We start from the raw sequence: 2,711 nt of genomic DNA on the forward strand, positions 1-2,711 counted from the left end.
CCGGGGCGCCGGTTTCCGGCGCTCCGATGGCGGGGGTCAGGCGAAAGCTGCGCTCGGGTGTCAGGCTGGGGGCGGGATGCAGGCGCTGCACGCTATCGAACCCGATGCGGTTCCCAAGGCGAGAGATCAGGTCTGCCATCCCGTCCCGCAGATCGCTGCCACCATGAGAGGTGATCTGTTCGGGCGCCAGCGGCTCGGTCACCGGGGCCTGCAGGCGCATCGTCTCGATCCCGAAGCCCGCGTCCAGATCGGCCAGTTTGGGCGTGAACAGCGGTGCGATGCGGGCGGGGTCGCGCAGGGGGCGGGCCAGGCCGATCTCGACCACCAGCGTCTCTCGGTCGACGCGGCCCAGTTCCAGCCGCAGGCGGCGGGCGCCCATCGCATGGGTGGCCAACTGCGCGCATAACCGGTCCAGCAGGCGCAGCAGTCCCGCCATCACGTCCTGTTGCAGCCCGATGGGATCGGGCAAGACCAGCCTGACGCCGAAATGCGGCGCGTCAGGGACGGCGCCCACGGGTTCGGGACGCAGGCCCAGCATCTGATCCAGCCGCAGCGCCAGCTCCGGTCCAAAGCGCCGGGCCAGAGGCGCGCGGGGCAGGGCGATCAGATCGCCGATCCGGCCCAGCCCTGTGCGGGCCAGCGCCTGCGCGGTTTCTGCATCGATGCGCAGGGCCGCGACGGGCAGCGCCGCCATCCGCCCTGACAGGTCGTCTGGGGTGACGATCCCGCCGCCATGTCGCGCCAGCGCATGCGCCGCCCCGCGCGTCCCGGCGATAGCGCTGATTGCGGTGATGCCGCCCCGGTCCAGCCGCGCCTGCAGATCGGCCTGCAGATCGCCCTCGTTCCCGAACAGATGTGCGACGCCGGTGATGTCGGCGATCAGCCCGTTCGGCCCGTCGGGCGCCACCAGCGGCGCATAGCGCCCGGCCCATCGCCGCAGCACGGACAGGGCCGCAGCCTCGGCCACCGGGCAGGCAGGGCGGGTGACAAGGCCCGGACAGATCGCCCGCGCATCGTTCAGCCCCATGCCAGGGTGCAGGCCCCGCGCCCCGGCCTCTGCGTTCACGCAATGCAGACGGTCGTTCTGGCCCGACCGCAGGGTCAGGGCAAAGGGCCCCGGCACGGGGCGGTTTCGCAGGGCATGGTCACTGGCCAGCCGTGGAAACCAGATCGACAGCAGCCGACGAGCCATTCCGGTCGCGCCTCCGGGATTCGGGGTTGTTCCTTATTTGTTCTTATCGCACGGCGCGCGCGGACATGTCGAGTCCCGCCCCCCGGTCAGGGGGCGGGACGGGTTCAGAATTCGTGATTCTGGGACGGGCAGCGGCGCCTTGGCACCCCGTTGTCAGCGCCCCGTCATCAGCGCCCGGTCATCCGCGCCCCGTCATCCGCGACAGGATGCTGGCCACGATCGCGCCCGAGATATTGTGCCAGACGCTGAAGATCGCCGCCGGAACCGCCGCGAGGGGCGAGAAATAGGTCGTGGCCAGCGCGGCGGCCAGACCGGAATTCTGCATGCCGACCTCGATCGCAATGGCCTTGCGCCCGGCCAGTTCAAGCCCCGCCGCCCGCGCGGCGAGATAGCCGATCAGATAGCCCAGCATGTTGTGCAGCACGACGACCGCAAAGATCATCAGCCCCGATTGGGCGATGGCCCCCTTGGACGCGCCGACCACGGCCGCCACGATCAGCACGATCCCGGTCACGCTGACCAAAGGCAGCGCCGGAATGGCGGCCCGCACGATCCCCGGCACCAGCCGTTGCGCGGCCAGACCCAAGGCCAGCGGCACCAGCACGACCTTGACGATCGACTGGAACATCGCCCAGGCATCGACGGGCAGGTATTCGCGCGCCAACATCAGGACCAGAAACGGCGTCACCACCGGCGCCAGCAGGGTGGTGACGCTGGTGCAGGCCACCGACAGCGCCGTGTCGCCCTTGGCCAGATAGGTCATGACGTTGGACGAGGTGCCGCCCGGACAGCAGCCGACCAGGATGACGCCCGCCGCGACTTCGGGCGACATCGGGATGATCCGGGTCAGCGCCACGGCCAGCAGCGGCATGATGATGAACTGGGACGCGACGCCCACGCCCACATCCAGCGGACGGCGCAGCACCTCGCCGAAATCGCGGGCCGAGATGGTCAGGCCCATTCCGAACATGATGATGCCCAGCAGCGTGACGATCCACGGGGTCAGCTGGCGGAAGGTCTCGGGCAGCATGAACCCCAGCACCGCGAACAGCAGAACCCACAGGGCAAATGTATTGCCCACAAAGCGCGATAATGTTGCCAGAGCTTTCACGACAGCCTCCCTCTTGCGCAGCAATCCTGCGCGGCCTGATCCGCGGCAGGCTGTAAGGCGGGGTCACGCAAAGTTCAACCCGCAGCCTGTCCGGGCTGGCCCGGTCCCTGAGGCGCAAAGAAGAACGCGCGCCGCACCATGGCCGGGTTTGGCGGAACGTCCTTGTCCGAGGGCTGCGTCATCGGTGCGGCCTGTTTCGTGTGGCCCCTGCGCCGCGAAACAACGGCCCCGATGGCGGTGCGGGGCGCGGGGGGGCGGCCCCTTGTCCGGGGCGCGGGACCGTCCTAGGGTCAGGATGCATTGATTTCCGTTTCGCGGCGTGATTCACGGCCCAGAAACGGAGCGGTGACATGAGCGACCTTTTCTGGCTGACTGCCGCGCAGATGGCACGCATGGCCCCCTTTTTTC

General features: G+C 69.2%; 2 protein-coding genes. Both read right to left on the reverse strand.

Annotation, left to right across the window (positions count from 1 at the left end; translation table 11 throughout):
- A partial coding sequence (locus EG885_RS22185) for a Y-family DNA polymerase (RefSeq protein WP_131579020.1) occupies positions 1 to 1,192 on the reverse strand: 1,192 nt, incomplete at its 3' end.
- A 178-nt stretch (positions 1,193 to 1,370) separates the two neighbouring features.
- Positions 1,371 to 2,303, reverse strand: coding sequence for a bile acid:sodium symporter family protein (locus EG885_RS22190; protein WP_131579022.1), 933 nt, complete (start codon positions 2,301 to 2,303; stop codon positions 1,371 to 1,373).
- Between the last annotated feature and the right edge of the window lie 408 nt (positions 2,304 to 2,711).

The sequence above is a fragment of the Paracoccus nototheniae genome, assembly GCF_004335005.1.
In the GTDB taxonomy this organism is placed as follows: domain Bacteria; phylum Pseudomonadota; class Alphaproteobacteria; order Rhodobacterales; family Rhodobacteraceae; genus Paracoccus; species Paracoccus nototheniae.